Genomic DNA, 16,486 nt, shown 5'->3' with positions numbered 1-16,486 from the left:
TTGCGCCTCCTCGACGAGGGAGTCCCACAGCTCAGGCTGCCGCGCCAGCTCGATCACCATCCAGGCCATCGTTGAGGCGGTGGTCTCGTGACCGGCAAGCAGCAGCAAGCGAACGTTGGCGACCAGGACGTCATCGGAGAGCGCGCCTTCGCTGCGATCGAACGCGCTCACCATGTCGTTGATCAACCCGGTGCGCGCGGCATGCGCGCGCGCGCCGCGGATGAACTGGCGCGACTGCGCGTCGATCCAGTCGCGGGCGGCGCGGCCGCGCCGAAAGGGCGTTCCGGGCAGGTCGATCGGCGGCGCGAGCATCAACTGCAGCAGTTGCCGGTACTTGCGATGCCACTCCGGCAGGTCTTGGGCGGGGATGCCCATGAGATAAAAGGTGAGCTTCAGCATCAAGTCGCCGGTCTCGGGCAGGATAGTTACTTCACCGCGCTCGCGCCATGCCTGCACCCGGGCCCGGATGACGGGCTCGAATAGCTCGCCAATGCCGGCCTCGGTCAGGCCCCTCGGCAGGAATGCCGACTTGATCCCATCGCGCGCCTGCCGATGCGCGCTACCGTTCAGAGTGACCAACGTTCCGCCAAGGATTTCGGGTGCAATCTCTTCAATCAGTGCCGAGGACACGTCCTTGTGCCGGAGCAACGCAAACGCATCCGGATCCAGGCACGTCATCAGTTGTCCGGCAGGGCCAAAATCCAGCCAGAAATGGCTGCCCAGCGTCCGTTCCGCGCGCCGCAGCAGGCGCGGCAGGTCACAAACGATGGCGGGAAGATGCCCGACCAGGGGGAAAGCGCCGGGCATGACCGGGATGTCGTCCCGCAGCCGGTGCCGACGGTTCAGCGGGTTGAGCAGCATGTCTATTACCTCTCTGGCGCCGCGGCCGCTTCGGCGGTGTCACTGGTCGGCCGCGCGGCACGGCTGTTGCCACCATCGGCGTATGTCGGCACATGCGTCAGCATGCCGCCGTCGATGCACACGACTTGGCCGGTGATGAACGCAGCATCGTCGGAGAGCAGGAAAGCCACCAGCGCGGCCACGTCCTCGGGGCGGCCGACGTGCCGCAGGAGCTGGTGCCGGCGCAGATGCCGTTGCATGCACTCGTCCAACTTGTCGAGGAGACGTTCGGTCATGATAAGACCCGGCGCAACCGCGTTGCAGCGGATCTGCGCGTGACCATATTGGGTGGCGAGCGAGGCCGACAGCATATTCATCGCGGCCTTCGACGCGGCGTAGGAGGTCAGCGCGGTGTCACCGCTGAGCCCCTGGCACGAGGACATGTTGACGATCGCGCCACCGCCACGGGCGATCATGCGCGGAATGGCCTGGCGGCAGCAGAGCAGCGTGCCGCGCAGATTAGTCGCCATCGTTTCATCCCAAACCGCCAGGTCCAGATCGAGGATCGCGCGGTCGCATGGGGTCAGATGCATGGCGCTCGCGTTGTTCACCAGCAGATCGACCCCACCGAAGTGCCGCTCCGCCGCCTCAAATAGCGCGGCCACAGCCTGCGCATCGGCGATGTCCATGGCCAAGGCCAGCGCGTGGCCAGCTTCGGCCGCGATCTGCGCCGTGCACGCGGTGGCCGCTGAGCCGTCAATGTCGGCCACGACCACCCTGCCGCCCTCGCGCGCAATGGCGAGGGCGCATGACTTCCCGATGCCGGCGCCGGCGCCGGTCACCACGGCCACCTTGCCCTCAAACCGTCCCATCGTGTCCTCCTGGATTGCATTGGTCTTTCGTGGCATGTCGCTCGGCCTCTGCCAGAGAAGGCGTAGGGTCGGCCCGGGCTGGCTCGCCATCCCCAGCGGCGCTTTCGACGACCCAAATGGCGGCAACTGGGCACTGGCTGGCAGCGAGCCGCACGGCGGCGTGCAGCGCTTGGGGGACCGTCACCACGCACACTTCGGCCACGCCGTCCAGTTCGCGCTGGCGAAAGACGCCCGGCAGGGTTAGCACACACTGCCCAGTGGTTCCGCAAAGATCCTGGTCGACCACGACGCGCATCTCAGCGCCCCGCCTGCGCATGCAGCCGCACGGGCAGGGCGCGGAATGTCCTAAGGAACGCGGATGGCTCCAGGGTCGGCTGATCGGCGAGTACGAGCGTAGGGAAGCGCGCCTCGATCCGCGGCAGGCTCTCGGCTAATTGCACCCGGGCCAGTTGCGCCCCGAGGCAGAAGTGGATGCCGTGGCCGAAGCTCAGCATGATCTTCCCGTCAATCGACATGCCAGGACTGGTGCCGTAGAACCGTACGGGGTCGAAGCGGTCGGGATCGGCAAAGGCGTCCGGGTCACGATTGCCGGCGGCGATCAGCACGCGCACGTCCGCGTTCTTCGGGATTACCACGCCGCCCAGTTCGATGTCGCGCTGTGCGATTCGCGGAATGGAGCTGAACATGGCGGGTGCGTTGCAGCGCAAGACTTCTTCGACGAATGCCTCGACCCCCTTGGCATCTCCCTGCAGCCAGTGCCGCTGTTCGGGATGCGCCAGCATCGCCAGGACCGCATGGTCAATGGTCGCAGCAGTGGTGGCGAAGCCACCCAGCAGCATGCCCCATAGCATGCTGATCAACTCCACATCCGACAGCATATCGGCATCATCGCCGTGTGCGCCGACCAGCATCGACACGACGTCCTGGCGGGGATCGGTGCGCCTGCGCTGTATGAGGTCGCCGAAGTAGGCCTTAACTTTGGCGCTGGCTGCGTCCGCCTCGGCGAGCTGGGGATCGCTGGCGTGCGGGCTCAGGCCTTCCAGGATGGCGCCGATGTTGGCGGCGAGCCCGAACATGTCCTCCTGGGGTATGCCGAACAGTTCGGCAAAGACCAGCATTGGCAAGGCAAGCGCGAATTCGCGATGCAGGTCCACTGCCTCCCCGCGCTCAAGCGCGTGCGCCATGCCGTCCAGGCGCGCTGCGACGATGTGCACTATGCTCGGCCGCAGGTTGTCGATCTCGCGCATCGTGAAATCGCGGGAGATCAGCCGGCGCAGACGCGTATGCGTCGGTGGATCCTTCATCGCTAAAGTGGACGCCAGCAGATTGAGCGACAGGCTGGTTGCCGCACGCGGGAAATAGCGCGCCAGTTCGCCCGGCGCCGGTCCCCGAAACGCATCGCCCGTGGCCTTGAGTGCCCAGTAGATGTCGGCGTGGCGGCTCAACAGAAAGAGGCCTGACGCTGCCCGGTGCACCGGATCGTGCTCGCGCAACCACCGCATGAACGGATATGGGTCGTGGATGCACGCCGGCGACGCGAGTTCGGCGAAGGCGTCCCGGCATACCGCGGTTGTTTCTTTCACGTCCATCTTGGTTACCTGTTGGTTGCTGATCTGGCCGGCGCGCCAGGCGCGCCGGCCATGCGGAGAAGATCACGATCCCCAGCGGCTTCCACGCATCACCAGAACACCGGAAACTCCTCGAACCCGCCGGTGATGATCTCCTTGCGCAACTTCAGTTTTTCGGGCGCCACGGCGAGGCGCAGCGCGGGAAAGCGCTGAAAGATCGAACCGAACACCGCCTTGAGTTCCAGCCTGGCTAGCGCAACGCCGATGCAATAGTGCGGCCCGTAGGAGAACGCCAAGTGGGGCTTTCCTTCGCGTCCGATGTCGAAGATTTCCGGGTCCTCGAAATGGCGCGGATCGAACGCCGTCGCCGGCAGGCCGACCAGCACCTTGCTCTCCGCGGGAATACGCACGCCCGCTATGGTCACGTCGGTTCTCGGGTAGCGCATGACGCCGTCCCAGCCCGCGCCCGGGGGGTACATACGCAGGATTTCCTCCACTGTCTTGTCCACAAGGGATGGATCGCCGACCAGGCGTTCGCGCTGTTGCGGATGACGGAACATCGCCAGCAGGCCGAATTCGATCTGCGCGACGGTGCTCTCGTGCCCCGCCACCAGCATGCCCGCCGCCAGGCCGATCGCCTCTTCCTCGGTCGCTTTGCCCTGATCGACCGCCGCGAGCAGATCCGTCAGCAGGTTGTCGCCGGGGTCCTCGCGCTTGTCCCGCATCTTGCCGCGAATGTAGGCGCGCAGCTCTTCCCAGGCCAGGCGCGACGCGCTGCGCGGGCCGCTTTCATGCTGGTGCGTCATCACCTCGTCGGACAGCCCGGCGAAAAAGGCGTGATCCTCATAGAGCACGCCCATCAGCGCGCTAATGACAATGGCCGGAAGCGGAAAGGAGAGGTGGAGCCGCAGGTCGGCGGGCTGGGGCTGGGCCGCCAGCGTCTCAAACAACTGCGCGGCGATCGCCTCGACCTTCTGCGCGAGCAGCTCCATATTGCGGTCGCTGAAGGCCCGTCCCACGATCGTGCGTAACCGCGCATGCTCGTCCCCCTCGTGCGAGACCAGCCACCCCGGCGAACCGAGAATCACTGAATCCGGGGTAAATGCCGCCGGCGGCATCCCCGCGGGCCGGAATGCAGTGTCGGAGAGCACCGCCTTGGCCTCGTCGTAGCCTGTCACCCACCAGCCTTCGTGCCCGGACGGGAAGCGCACGCGATGGATCGGACCGTTGGCGCTTAGCGTTAGCATCTCGGGCGAGGGCTCGATGTGATTGAGGCGCCACATCGGCAGCGTCGGCAAGGGTTGTTCGGACATGGTGGCAGTTCACTCTCTAAGCGATGGAAAGGGCGGAAGGTGACTGGCAGGCGACGGGCAGCGAACGACGGAAGACGGCATGGAGGCGATGTCCTCCACCGCGATTGTCAGCGCCAGGTCCTCCAGCGGCACGAACGGCGCGGGGAAGGTGCATCATAATTCTAGGCGCGCCGGCGCAGCGCCCAGGCGGAATTCCGACGCTTCGCCGAGCGACAGGTGCGGGTCGTGCCAGATGACGTCGAGCCTGTCGGAGTCGGCATAGATTGCCTAGTCGTAGAGCTTGGTGAATGAGGTTCGACCCTACCCGCCAGCGACGTCTCCGCCAACACGACCTCCGGACCAGTCCCACACCGCCGGTGGCAGTTAAACTAGATCGCATCCAACACGTCCCTGCATTTTCTCGGGGTCCACAACCACGCGCCAAGTCATTCCCACAGCGAACCGTCGGATCAGACGCGAACAGCGACGCGGCGCCGTGTGCGTCCCAAAGACCATCGCACTGCGATTGGTGATGATGCCGCAAACAGAGCAAATCGCGTGCCGAAGTGAAATCGCAGGCTCAGCGGGCACTTCCTAGCGGCGCGTAGTGTCAGGTTACTGACATTGAGTCTCAATGCCGACAACCGGCGGAGCAAGTGCCCGACAAAGCCCTGTTCGTGCGCTGAATGTGAGGAGCTGTCCTTGCGCGATATTTCAAGCATCCGGATTGCCTGCAACAGGCGTGGTTTGCTGGAAACCACTCCGATGTCGGCGGCAACGATCAGGAAAATGAAACCCGCTCTCCGACATCTCGCCGGGTCGGATGGGCATGCGACGCGGAAGCCGCAGGGTCGGGTCGCCGAGCTTGGGAACCTACCTGCCTTGGTAGTTCGCGCACGCGAAATGCGACTGGTATATTCCATATCGTGCATACGCTCCAACTAGCGACATGCTACCCGACTTTGCCCTGTCGAAGTAGGTAGTCGCGGGAAAAGCCGGACGATCTGCAAGCGCGTTCGGTTTTTTCTTTGTTAGGTTCTTCCCTCAAATAATGCGGTGAATGGACTATCAGCGGGCGCGTTGCTATCTGCTACATGCGAACGAAATAGAAAGGGAGACCCGACACACGGGTCAGAGTTCCGGGTATCACCCTTCAAGTTGAAGGAAATTGGATTGTTTGCGCCGTCGCGGAAGGCGATGAATGGAACTCTTCTCGCTTTGCCATGAATCTTACATCCTCTCTAGTTGAGATATTTCTAAAGTATCATCCTTGCCGATTGTCGTTCGAGGCGTGACAGGAGAGAGCGAATCTGCTTCTTCCTAATCAAAGCATTTTGGAAGACGCCAATATGGATGAAGCAGAAAACGACCTGCGTTTGATCGCCGTTATGCGGCGCTACTTCGCTGTTAGGGACGAGCTGGCAGGTTTGAAGTCCGCGCTTGAGGACAAGCGAAAAGCGGCGGGAATCGCGGTCGGCGAATTTTATCACGTGCGCGCCGACAACCAGCATGCAAAGGATGTAAGTCGCACCGTCGCGCTGAGACGGGAGCTGGAGTTTCTGATGAGCCTTGCCGAAGGCTGGTCCCGGGGAGACATCATTCATCTCGCCCCATCAGCCGAATGATCTGGCAAGCGCCGATGCTGCGGCGTGTCCTGTCGGGTTAGGAACGACCCCTCGCCGGGTCGCTCCTCCCTAAGACCGTACGCGCAGTTTCCCCGCATACGGCTCAAGCCTCCACTAGGCCCTGTTTGACCAGAGCCGCCAGTTCCTGTTTATCGGCAGAGTGGGCGGTTCCATCAGGCCGATCCGTAGTTTCCGAGGGCAGACCACGCCTGCGGCGAAGTAGCGGTCCCACATCGGATCAAACGGATTCGCTTCGGCCCGGATTTTGCGGTGGCGACGAATAGGAACGTCGGGTGTATGGAGTAACCGCCGGAACGTGATATTTCCGGCAGTATCCTCGACTGCTGCGCGGAATACCCAGTCTCGCCCTCGCTATCGGCCCAGTGATCGGATGCGGCGCCATGTGAGGACTGCGTCTGGACCCGGAGGCGAGATTGATTGCTGGCGGGAAGCGTTAGCGGCTCAACCCGAAAAATAATGGCCATCCGAGTTCGCGAGCTTTCGGAAAGGCGAGTCAAGGAATCCGCCGGGATGGAAAATGGTCTCTGCGCTTGCTGCGGGAAACGCCATCGTCCTTGCACCTTCGGAACTGCGGCCGTTCTCCATACCTCTACATCCCGACATCGCCAAGTGAGATTTACGGAATCGACCGCCGCCGGCGGCGCGATCATGAAACGATCGCATCCACCCAAATCAAACTGATGACGCTCGAGCTCGGAGGCAAGAGTCTTCCGCGGACTTGAAGGTCGCGGCCCGCTTCGTCGCCCGCTTCGGCAGGCGTTGCGAGCGTCGCGGACGTTGCTCGTCGACATGACTTGGTGCCGCAGCGGATTTACACCTGGCGCCGGCAGTTTGCGAAGAGGGCAGAAGTGCCCGGTGACGATTGGGCCAAGCAGCGAGTTTGAGGAACGCCAGAGACATGCCGGCCGCGAATTGTATTCATTCAAACAATCAATTTTACGCAGCGCCCCGAACGCCTTAAAAATTGCAGGACAGATGGAGTCGAACGAAACCTGAGCGGGTAAGTCATTGAGTTCGCTGCCCGCGAGCTGAAGACGACCGGGGAGTCTTCAAGTCCATCCGCAGATGCGTGCGACGGACGTAAGTTCGCAAGACGATATCACCTTTGTCGAGGTCGGCTAAGCAGCTAGACCTTTCCGGCCGATTGTGCCAACTCCCGACCAGGTTGAGCTGTGTGCAATCGGGGAGTCCTTTCGGGTTTACGGCACCTGCTAGAACGTGTGTGACGGCCGCAAGGGAGCATCATCTTTCTAACCGGAAAGTTCCCGCTGAGGGAAGTTTCCGGGGAGTGTGTTGCATCGCCCCGCCTCCGATTGTGACAGCGGCAGAACTCGACACGACGCACCAATTATCGATCACCTATTGCAGCCTCCGATTACGACGAAATTTGGCTTCAAACACGATTGAGGTGAGGCATGTTGTATAACTTCCTGCTTGCGTCCTGGGGGACGTCGGGTAATCTGGGCCCGTTGCTGACTGCAGCTCGACAACTGCAACGGGTTGGCCATAGCGCCCGCATTATGGCTGATCCAGAGATGCGGCGTGAAGTGGCTGCGGCGGGTTTCGACTTCGTCTCCTGGCGGCGTGCCCCGATGGGGATCGACGCGGATCCTGCCTGCTTTTCAGACATGCAGGACTGGTTCCAAAAGGCGGTGTTCGGCCCGGCGCCAGCCTACGCAGCCGACGTCCAGGATGAGATCGGCCGCATACCGACGGATGCTGTCATTGCCATCGATATGTTGTTTGGTGCCGTGTTGGGCGCCGAAGCCGCTGGCGTGCCGATCGCAATGTTGTCACCCCATGTGAGCCTTCGCCCTTTGCCAGGAATTCCGCCGGCCGCCAGCGGATTGGCGCAGCCGCAGACGCCAGAAGAGCGGATCGCGATCGCGGCGGCGAACGAAAATTGGGCTTGCTTCCTGGACCAATTCCTTTCGCTTCTAAACGAGGCGCGTGCCGGCCTCGGCCTGTCCGGTTTGGCCAGGACGGTGGATTTATTTGAGTGTGCCGATCGGTACTTGCTGGCGATCAGCCGGACCTTCGATTTTGAGGCCGACCTTCTACCGGACAACGTTCGTTATGTTGGGCCACTGCTGGAGCAGCCAAATTGGTCAAGGAGCTGGAAGGCGCCTTGGCCTGTGGACGCCAATCGACCTCGTGTGCTCGTCGCCTGCAGCTCCGGCGCTCAGGGTCAAGACGACTTGGTTCAACGGATCATTTGCGCATTGGGTACGCTGGACGTGCACGCGGTGGCGACCATCGGACCTCATGTTGACGCGGGGAAGCTGGTCGCCCCCGCGAACGTGCATCTGTTGCACGGCGCTCCGCATGACACAGTGATGAAGGAAGTCTGCCTTTTGATAACGCAGGGCGGCCACGGCACCGTCAGCCGGGGGCTGATAAACGGTCTACCGCAACTGGTGCTCCCCAACGGGCGCGACCAGGGGGATAATGCTGCACGAGTTGTGTCGAAGGGAGCTGGTCTTCGACTACCCCCGAGTGCTAGCGAAGCCGAGATCGCCCATGCCGTCAGTGGCCTGTTACAGGAGCCGCGCTATCGCGATGCGGCGCGCCGCTTGGGCGATGGCATCAAAGCTGAAATCGCCGCCTCCGGTCTCATTGACGAATTGGAGGCTATGGTGGCAAATAAATCCATTGTTGGATCGGCGACCTGATGCGGGCGGCTTGATCGTGCATTCGGATTGTTCGATTTTATCGTCGGTGCGCTCAGGCATTTCCTCCATGGGTATTTAGGCACCGATATCTTTCCTTCGATGCTTGCCTACCGGGCAAGTCGATCTTCGTCTCCGGCTTGGTGCCGCTCACAGTTCATCATGTTCAAGTGCTGCCCCATTTGCCACGGGCATTCTCAACTGGATCAGTTTGCAATCGGCAAGCCATTGCTCTCGCGGTCTGAGTGCCGCGGGTCGTTCCCCTCTATGACACAAACACTCTACCCTTTGCTGGCGAGCCCAAAAAAGAGCCGAACCCCATGAATGTAGCCGAATCGAGCCCCGTCCTGATGAACCGCGCCGGGGTGTGCCTTGCGCACTTCGAAGCAATATCGGCTTCGCCCCTAAGTCCGCCGCTCGTCCTGATTCACGGCTGGACCGGCGATCACAGGATATTCACGCCGCAGATCGAATATTTTGCTAAAAGTCGGCACGTCATGGCGGTAAACCTCCGCGGTCACGGAGACAGCGACGCGCCGAAGCAGGAGTACACGATCGAGGATTTTGCTGACGACGTAGCGTGGCAATGCAGCGAGCGGAACCTGGTGAAACCGCTGATCATCGGCCACAGCATGGGTGGATCGGTCGCACTCGAGCTGTGCGGCCGCCATCCTGAGCTGGCCTCTGGTGTGGTGATGATCGATTCTATTGTCACGCCCCGGTGGGCGCTTCGCGACAGCCCCGAAATTGATCAGTTCCTGGATGCAATTTCGAGCTCAAACTATCGGGAGGTTTTGCGAAAAAACGCGTGGTCCATGGCCCTCGACTACGACGACCCTTCCAGGCGCGAGAGCATCCACAACACCTATATCCGCGCCTCGTGCGAGAAGACACCGCAGCATGTGGCGTATTCTGCAATGCGCAATTTCATCCTCAACTATGATGCGTCTCCTGCGGCAACGCGTTGCAAGGTCCCGATGGCCTACATCGCTGCCGATGTGCCGCTGGTGAGCGCTGCATGTGATCTCGACTGGCTAAAGGTTCGCTGCTCCCAACTCGTTTTGGCCAAGACGCTGTTGGCTGGCCATTTCAATACCATCGAGGTGGCTGACCAGGTAAATGCGATGCTCGACCGCTTCTTAGCAGTCGGCCTTAGGCCGCGCCCCACCACCCGGATGTAACGGATGTGCCTAATAGACTGGTTTGCGATGCTATGCCGACCGAGGCCAGCCGAATTCGTGTAGGGTCCGCTGTCGCGACCGACATGAAATCTGGCGGGGAGTGTAAAGGCGTTCTCAAGGCAAGCGGCGCTTGATCGTCGTTAATGTAACCGTGGTGCGGATTGCCCGGCACGACCTGTCATGCCATGAAAGTTTCGCCTCGTTGCTCGCCAAGCGGGCATTAGACCTGATCTGTGTTTCGATGACGCGCTCTATACCGCGGGTCGAACGGCCGGTTACAACAGCCGCACGCGCATCGCCCACAGCCGCACCATCTTCTTGTCATTTGACCGCTAACCATCGCCATCACGGCCGCATTTGCGTATTCGCCTGACCTTTGCGCCTCCTTGCAGGCGTGAATCGTACGCATGTTTCTTGGGAGGCTAGCGAGACGAAAATGGTCGCTCTCCGCTCCGTGACCAAATATGTGGTCGCTCGCCACCATCACCGGGCAGGGCAATCCATTCGTCACGTGATGGCCGACCAAGCACTCCTGAGAGCCTCGGCGAGGCGCACCTTCCCGCCCGTGCACTCAATACCAGGCCTGGTGACCTATGCGCGCCTTCGCCCTTGTGGGGAAATCAGTACGAGGATCGTCTCAGAGCCATATGGAAGTGACAAACCTGGAGCGGTTGCGACATTGCAGTGCGACTTATCCTACAAGGCCTTCATGCTCCCAAGCCTTTGATTCCAGAGGGTCAGTTCAGATGCGCTTGATTGGCACAGCTCTTGCCGAGACGAGAGGCGGAGCGGTTTGTTTCAACCGCTTGGACGTTGGATTTCGGCGAGGTAAATTATGCGCGGTACATTTCTGAATAGATTGGTGTTGGCTATGGTTTTGGCGATGGCATTCACCATGGCGGCTTCTGCCAAGGCGCCGATGACCACTGTTGCCAAGCCGATCGATTCCAACCCTAACAACGCTCCCAACGACGCCGCCGACCCTCGCGCCTATCTGAATGAGATTGACGGCGAAAAGGCGATGGTCTGGGTGAAGGCGCATAACCAATCAACCGTCAACAAACTGTCGAAAGATCCACGCTATGGCGAATATCAGGCTGACATTCTGAAGATCTTGCAAGCCACCGATCGCATTGTTCGGCCCGGCTTCGCGCATGGCAGCACGATCGACAACTTTTGGCAGGACGGCACGCACGTGCAGGGTCTGTGGCGGCGGACGAGCTGGGAAGCCTACAGGTCTGGAAGCCCTCAATGGCGCGTCATTCTCGATGTCGAGGCGCTGTCCAAACTCGAGGATAAGACCTGGGTGCTCAGAAGCGAGAACTGCCTGCCGCCCGTCGACAATCTCTGCCTGCTCAGCCTGTCTGATGGCGGCAAGGATGCAGATGTGGTGCGCGAATTCGACATCGCCAGGGGCCAGTTCGTTAAGGAAGGCTTCGTCCTGCCTGAGGGCAAGCAGTCGGCGACTTGGGTGGACGAGAACACCATCTACGTGACTCGGGAATGGACGCCGGGCGAAGTGACGGATTCCGGCTACGGCTACGTCACCAAGGTGCTGAAGCGGGGCCAGAGCCTCGATCAGGCGGTCGAGATTTTTCGCGGCGACAAGAAAGACGTCTCGTCTCGCCGCAGCGTGATGCGCGACATTGATGGCAAGTATGTGATGGACATCTCCTATCGCGACCTCGACTCGTTCAACACAGAACTAGCCTTCTACCCGAACGGTCACACCGATAACCGCAAGGTCGTTCTGCCATTCCCGACCACAGCTGCTTTAAGTGGCTACTACAAGGGCCAGGCAATCTACAATTTGAAGTCGGACTGGGCCTCGGCCAATGGCACCGTCTTCCACAATGGCGCGCTAATCGCTTTCGATCTCCGCGCGGCGCTCGCCGATCCGGCGCACGTTGAACCACTTGTGCTGTTCATGCCGAACGACCACCAGTCTGTCCAAGGGATTACCCAGACGAAAAATCATCTTGTGCTGTCGATCCAGTCGAATGTCAGCAGCGAGGTACGCAGCTTTGATTTCGGCAAGAATGGCTGGTCGTCCTTTAAATTGGCCCTGCCGGAAAATTCGACTTTGTCCGTGACGTCGAGCGACAATGAGAGCGATCACCTGTTCATCTTCTCGGAAGGTTTCCTCGAACCCTCCACCCTTTTTTACGCGGATGCTGCAAGCGGCAATGTCGAGAAGCTCAAGTCGAGCCCGGAACGCTTCGATGCTGAAGACCTGCAAGTACAGCAGTTCTGGGCGACCTCGGAGGATGGAACGAAAGTTCCCTACTTCCTCGTGGCGCGCAAAGATATTAAGCTCGACGGCACGAACCCCACCATCCTCTATGCTTATGGCGGTTTTGAAATTTCAATGCGTCCCACCTATTTGGCAACACTTGGCAAGTTGTGGTTGGAAAAGGGGGGTGCCTACGCGCTGGCCAATATACGAGGGGGTGGCGAATTCGGACCAAAATGGCACGAGGCCGGTTTGAAAACCCATCGTCAGCGTGTCTATGACGACTTCCAGGCCGTGGCGCAGGACCTGATCGCGAAGAAGGTTACCTCGGCACCGCATCTCGGGATCATGGGTGGTTCGAACGGCGGCCTGCTGATGGGCGTGCAACTGACCGAGCGCCCTGATCTATGGAACGCGGCCGTGATCCAGGTGCCGCTTCTCGACATGGTCAACTTCACCCACATGTCGGCAGGAGCCTCGTGGCAGGGCGAATATGGCAATCCGGACGATCCTGTCGAAGGCGCCTTTCTGCGCTCGATCTCGCCATATCATAACGTAAGGGCGGGTGTGGGTTATCCGGAGCCTTTCTTCGAAACCTCGACCAAAGATGACCGCGTCGGTCCGGCGCACGCGCGCAAAATGGCCGCCCTGTTCGAAGATATGAGTCTGCCCTTCTACTATTACGAAAACATCGAGGGCGGCCACGCCGCTGCCGCCAACCTGCAGGAACGCGCGCGCCTCTACGCGCTCGAATACACCTACATGTCTCAAAAACTCATGGACAATAAGTGAGCATGGATCCTCGCGATTGGAACGGATTTGCAATCCGGTTCGAGTAAAGGATCGGACCGTTGCCGCGTGCGTTTCTTTGGCGGCGGACACGCACGACAAAATCGGGTTGTATCAAGCCCCAATGCTTCTTCCGCGCTCAGAAGACCTATCTGGTCTTACGCAAGATCGCCTTACGTCCCTCGATAATTTCTTGGCACCGTATTTGCGCGAACTGATCAACCCAGGTTCGTTCCTATCGATCCGGCGTCCTGATCCGAATGCCGATCGACCGGAATTAGGACGAGACAACTGGAAAAACTGGAGACTGCTTTGGAGGATGCTTCAAAACACGCGCAGACGGCACTCGCCGTGCTCCGAATCGTTACCGCCCTGCTGCTCATTGAACATGGCGCCATGAAGCTAGCCGGATTCCCCGCGTTCGGCGTTGGCGGAGCAGGGGACGAAGCCAATTTATCCACTCTGATGCTGATTTTTAGCCTTCGGGAGGTGTTCGGCGGCCTGGCTGTGCTGACTGGCCTCCTGACCAGACCGGTTGCATTCCTTTTATCCGGGCAGATGGGCCTCGGCTATTGGACTACCAATTTCTCAGGCAAGAGCGCCTTTCCCGTGCCGAACGGCGGCGATGGTACGCTCCTGTTTTGCTTCATCTTTCTTTATCTGGCCTCTACAGGGCCCGGGGCTTGGAGCTTTGACGCAAAGATGAAGCGAATATGAGAGGGGCTTCGTGACTGCAGCGGGAAGAATCGTACGTCCGGAACCACCATCGTTGAATTCCCCGCTTTGGATCGTATCGGGAAGTCACCGTATGACATCTGGTCAGCAAACATGCTGAAGAGTAAGTGACGACTGACCTAGAGAAGCTCTCCTTCTTTATTCAGAATATACCACGAACTTATTGGGGATCGCGAGCGTCAACCTTTGCGGTTGACAATGCCGATTGCCTGTCGACATAGGTATACAACAACATTAGGTCGACAAGAAGCGGCGTCGAGGTGGAACCCGCCACGGGCGAATGCTAGTAGACGAAACCAAAAACAACCGCTCTCCGAGCGCCGTAATCGGCCAACCCTTCAGTCCACGCCTAAGAGGCGAAGGCGACTGAAGATCCTGAGGCAGATGTCATGCCTGCCAACACTCGGATAAGAGTGGAGAGGAAATAAACCGCCTCGTCACTGGAGGTTTCGGGCGCCGGGCAAGCTATGTTCAATTAAAAAATGGTTGTCGCAAGCTCTATGAAACTCGAGAGACGATCTTGTATGAACCGACAAGATCGATGTCGCTGGCACCTGGAGAACACATGATGGAAAATAGCGCCGATGATGCCGTTTTTCGATATTGCGGCTCAACGTTCGATAGCATGATCGAAACTCTCAGCGAGGTTTTCGGGACATTCGACGCTGAACTCGTAAGTCGCTCCCAAGAGTTCCATTGGGGGATCGATCTTTCGACTTGTGAAGGCGCCGTGTTGATTACCGGTTCCCATCAGGATGGGTTTCAGTTCCGCACGGAATGGTGCTCGGGTGCAACGGAGCATCTATCGATCGTGGTGCCGCGCAGCGGTGGCATGGGGGTTACGTACGGTCGGCGCACCGCCGAGGCAGCACAAGGGAAATTGCTGCTTTACCGGAATTTCGAGCCTGACGGCATCGTGATGCACGGGCAAGCCAATCTAATAGATGAGTTGGTGCTTGATTGGGCCTTATTCCAACGGACAATTTGCGAGACTTTTGACGTGCCTTTCAATGGCTCCCTTGACCTCCTGCCTGAGCTGGATCTGTCAACGCCAGTTGGCCGCACGATCGGCAATCTCGCCGAAACAATCATCGACGGAATGCGCGCTAATGGTCCGCTTTTGCAGTCTCCTATAGCCATGGCACATATTTCGCAGGCGCTCGCCGATGTGGTGATAAGGATGGTGCCTCATCGGCTATTGCATCTGCTGGATAAGAAACCCAGCATGATCGCTCCCAGACATGTTCGACGCGGGATCGAGTTCATGCGGGCCAATATCGACCAGCCGATTACAATGCCGATGGTGGCAGACGCAGCGGTGGTTTCCACCCGAGCGCTCGAAGCTGGTTTTCGTGCTTTTAAGGACATGACACCCGCAGCCTATCTACAAATGCTTCGGTTGCGGGCAGCACGGGAAGACCTGCTAGATCCAGAGAACCGCATGCTTTTGAAAGACATCTGCCTGAAATGGGGGTTCTTTCAGTTCGGGAGGTTTTCCGCAGTTTATAGGGCGCACTATGGAGAAAATCCGTCTGAAACAAGGAGAGGCGCTTGCGGGTTGCATTCTTTTAGCGCCCCGGGACGAAAAAAGATTGGCTGGAAATGACGGACCGATTGTTTTCAAGGCGAAACGATCATGTTGGATTTCAACCGCTACCTTGTCTTCGTCATTCTTGCCATCGGTTCCACAGCGTTGGAACTCCCGTCAGTACGCGATAAAAAAATTAAGCCGCAGACCCGCGAATTGCGGACACACTGTATCGGCACAAAACGAACGTCCGGTGTCCGAACGTTGTTTCGATAAACGCTCGGTTGGGTCTGCACCCAGCGGTCAAATAACCAGGCCGCCGACAGAAAGTGAGTGAGACCTGCCAGGTTGAAGAGCACCAGTGCCCTACGAGGACTGGAATACCGCCGCTTTCAAAAAGACGTGGTCTCCTGTGGCGCAGTTTCTGCCCGCCAACCGCTTGTGCCGGCCGATATCCCCTTACTGTAAGGCGACGGCCAGGGTGGCAGCAGTCAAGAAGCATGACTCCGGCGGCTTGCCGATTACTGCGGCGGCTCGTGGATTGGCGATAGCCATTTGCGAAACGAATTGGTCTTATCCAAACAATCGATTTTCAATCGCCGCCGACATCGCATACGGCAATTACGTCGTTCCAATTCGTCGGAGCAATTCTAATGTACGTTCTCGATTTAGAGGAGATGGCCCAGTTCTTCGTGAAATCGTTCACGCTGGTTGCGATATTTGCTACGACATGCGTCGTACTCGAGGTGATCTTTCCGGCTTATCGATATAGCTTTGCCTCGTACGTTCGCGGCGCGCGGAATTGGGTTATTCGCATTGGATGCGGTGCTGTAATCTGGCACTTGTATGCTCTGGGTTTGCAATTGTTAGGGATTAAACCGCTCCTTCTGTAACGGGCTGTCCCGAGTCAATCCCTTTTGAGCTTAATCCCTCGCCGAGTGCTTGCTTCTGTCCGCAGTCGACGCCGGGGTCGCTGCTTTATGGGGTCTGCTGAGGACCGGCTGGCCAATCTAAGGACGCGCAGTCACCTCAGTGCTGCTTGCGGTTCATCGGCCTATCCGCTCCATCGTCCCGGCGAAGGGACCTTGCTCCGGTGGGCTGATGGTGGTGCCCGCCCGAAACCTTGTCTTGTT

At 59.5% G+C, this 16,486-nt stretch carries 11 protein-coding genes and 2 pseudogenes; 8 read left to right on the top strand and 5 right to left on the bottom strand.

The genetic code is table 11. The features are described from left to right. The 5 genes from QD461_RS35265 to QD461_RS35245 form a co-directional block, all read right to left on the bottom strand. Positions 1 to 867, bottom strand: an 867-nt coding sequence (locus QD461_RS35265) for a cytochrome P450 (RefSeq protein ID WP_414091506.1), incomplete at its 3' end; no start/stop codon positions are given. Next, entirely contained in the window at positions 867 to 1,712 is an 846-nt protein-coding gene (locus QD461_RS35260; protein ID WP_004120024.1) for an SDR family oxidoreductase, read from the bottom strand. The genes QD461_RS35260 and QD461_RS35265, both read right to left, overlap by 1 nt. Beyond that, a complete protein-coding gene (locus tag QD461_RS35255; RefSeq protein WP_004120026.1) occupies positions 1,699 to 2,007 on the bottom strand; it encodes a ferredoxin in 309 nt (102 codons plus the stop codon). The genes QD461_RS35260 and QD461_RS35255 overlap by 14 nt, the downstream gene beginning before the upstream one ends. Position 2,008: 1 nt before the next feature. Further along, the gene (locus QD461_RS35250; RefSeq protein WP_004120028.1) at positions 2,009 to 3,301 is read right to left on the bottom strand and encodes a cytochrome P450; all 1,293 of its coding nucleotides are present in this window, start codon (positions 3,299 to 3,301) and stop codon (positions 2,009 to 2,011) included. Positions 3,302 to 3,390: 89 nt separating this feature from the next. Then, positions 3,391 to 4,593 (bottom strand): cytochrome P450, encoded by a 1,203-nt coding sequence (locus QD461_RS35245; protein WP_004120030.1) that lies wholly within the window; start codon positions 4,591 to 4,593, stop codon positions 3,391 to 3,393. A 1,328-nt stretch (positions 4,594 to 5,921) separates the two neighbouring features. Between QD461_RS35245 and QD461_RS35240 the strand changes: the two genes are divergently transcribed. The 8 genes and pseudogenes from QD461_RS35240 to QD461_RS35205 all read left to right on the top strand — a co-directional run bounded on the left by QD461_RS35240 (position 5,922) and on the right by QD461_RS35205 (position 15,431). Then, positions 5,922 to 6,197, top strand: a complete 276-nt coding sequence (locus QD461_RS35240) for a hypothetical protein (protein ID WP_004120034.1) — start codon at positions 5,922 to 5,924, stop codon at positions 6,195 to 6,197. A 529-nt stretch (positions 6,198 to 6,726) separates the two neighbouring features. Continuing rightward, positions 6,727 to 6,925, top strand: a pseudogene (locus QD461_RS35235) (aldehyde dehydrogenase family protein); the annotation flags it as partial. A gap of 66 nt (positions 6,926 to 6,991) precedes the next feature. Next, positions 6,992 to 7,102: pseudogene (locus QD461_RS35230) on the top strand (transposase); the annotation flags it as partial. A gap of 531 nt (positions 7,103 to 7,633) precedes the next feature. Then, complete coding sequence (locus QD461_RS35225) at positions 7,634 to 8,890, top strand: glycosyltransferase (protein ID WP_004120036.1); 1,257 nt, start codon at positions 7,634 to 7,636, stop codon at positions 8,888 to 8,890. A gap of 317 nt (positions 8,891 to 9,207) precedes the next feature. Then, the gene (locus tag QD461_RS35220) at positions 9,208 to 10,068 is read left to right on the top strand and encodes an alpha/beta fold hydrolase (RefSeq protein ID WP_004120039.1); all 861 of its coding nucleotides are present in this window, start codon (positions 9,208 to 9,210) and stop codon (positions 10,066 to 10,068) included. Between the two features lie 835 nt (positions 10,069 to 10,903). Next, positions 10,904 to 13,093, top strand: coding sequence for a prolyl oligopeptidase family serine peptidase (locus tag QD461_RS35215; protein ID WP_004120041.1), 2,190 nt, complete (start codon positions 10,904 to 10,906; stop codon positions 13,091 to 13,093). A 309-nt stretch (positions 13,094 to 13,402) separates the two neighbouring features. Then, entirely contained in the window at positions 13,403 to 13,807 is a 405-nt protein-coding gene (locus tag QD461_RS35210; protein ID WP_004120043.1) for a DoxX family protein, read from the top strand. A 583-nt stretch (positions 13,808 to 14,390) separates the two neighbouring features. Continuing rightward, positions 14,391 to 15,431, top strand: coding sequence for a helix-turn-helix transcriptional regulator (locus QD461_RS35205; protein WP_004120045.1), 1,041 nt, complete (start codon positions 14,391 to 14,393; stop codon positions 15,429 to 15,431). Positions 15,432 to 16,486 lie beyond the last annotated feature (1,055 nt).

Origin of the sequence: Rhizobium sp. BR 314 (assembly GCF_047445805.1) — a bacterium.
GTDB classification, from domain to species: Bacteria; Pseudomonadota; Alphaproteobacteria; order Rhizobiales; family Rhizobiaceae; genus Rhizobium; species Rhizobium lusitanum_B.
Note: the sequence above shows the minus strand (reverse complement) of the source record. Positions and strands in the feature narration are given on the sequence as shown.